General features: G+C 75.6%; 1 protein-coding gene and 1 pseudogene. Both read right to left on the bottom strand.

Features of this window, described 5'->3' with window-relative positions:
• Positions 1-415 (bottom strand): single-stranded DNA-binding protein (locus G5C65_RS37340; protein ID WP_165303474.1); only part of this gene is annotated, 415 nt, incomplete at its 3' end.
• A gap of 229 nt (positions 416-644) precedes the next feature.
• Positions 645-1,321 (bottom strand): annotated as a pseudogene (locus tag G5C65_RS37335) (hypothetical protein); the annotation flags it as partial.

Genomic DNA, 1,321 nt, shown 5'->3' with positions numbered 1-1,321 from the left:
CCGGCTGCGCCGCGGCCCCCGCCCCGCCCGCGGAATCCACCAGTCCGGGTTTGCCGGGCGAACCCCTCATGAACACGGCGGTCCCCCGTGACAGGTCGTGCCCCACCGAGGACGCCATCAGATCGGCGGAGAGATAGCGGCGCCCGTCCCGCTCGTTCTCCTGGATCCGCAACTGCCCCTGCACCAGCAGCGGCTCGCCGCGCGACACCGACGACCCGATGTTGGCCGCCAGCGAGCGCCAGGCCCAGACCGTGTAGAAGCTGGTGAACGCGTCCGTCCAGGAACCCTGCTGCCGGCTGAAGCGCCGGACCGTGCTCGCGAGCCGGAAGCGCGCCACCGGCACCCCCGACGCCGACACGTGGTAGTCGACATCCGTCGCCACGTTGCCGACCACCGTCACATGAGCCTCGTACATACGAGCCGCCTCCCCGGGCCCTCGGCCCCGACTTCCGATGACATCCGCTCCGCGGATTCGCCTGCGGTCCCAGAGTGCGGGCAACGGCGGATTCCCGCTCGAAGGCCCGTATTTCTGTGGACAACCGAGGAGTCGGGAACAATTCCGCCACCCCTGTGGGGGACGTGCCTACGTGGAGGTGAGGGAAAGAGGGCCGATCGGCGCCGCGGGGCCGCGGGGCCGCCGCGGGTCAGACGGCCCCGGCGGCGATGGCGTACTGCTCCCGCGCCTCGCGATAGCGCCGCAGCTCGGCGGCCACCGGCTCCAGCACCCGCACCCGTCCGCAGCCCGCCGCCAGTCGCCGCAGCCTGCGCTCCTGCTCCTGCCCGTACGCCCGCGCGGGAGCGCGCGCCGCGAGCCGGCCCAGCCACGCCACGAGCGGACCCCCGGCCACCCCGCCCGCCAGCAGCGCGACCGGCCCCATGAGGACACCGCCCCCCAGTACGCCGGCGACGGCACCCACCAGCCAGAGTGCACCCGCCAGCTGGCAGGCGAGCAGCAGCCACTGTGCGGTCCGTACAGTCCCCCGCCACGCCGGCCGCGGCACGCCGCCACCCGGCCCGGCAAGAGCACCGGGTACCCGCGGAGCGCCCGGGGCACCCGGGGCGCCCGCGCTCACCGGACCACCCGGCGTCTCGTCGCCCCGGCTCTCTCCCTGCACCTCGTCCCGCACCTCGCCCAGCACCTCGTCCAGTGCCTCCGGCAGCCCGGCCGAGCCCCTGCGCGTGGCGTCCCGCACGTTGCGCGCCCACGCCTCAGGAAGGCCCCGCCCGGCCTGCTCCGCCAGCTCGCGTACGGCCTGCGCCACCATCGGGCGGGCCGCTCGCGCGAACTCGGCCGAGCCCCCGTCCGCGCCCGCTCCCGCTC

This window comes from Streptomyces boncukensis, from assembly GCF_011045075.1.
Lineage (GTDB): Bacteria > Actinomycetota > Actinomycetes > Streptomycetales > Streptomycetaceae > Streptomyces > Streptomyces boncukensis.
The sequence above is the reverse complement of the archived record's forward strand: the minus strand, read 5'-3'. Positions and strand labels throughout refer to the sequence as shown.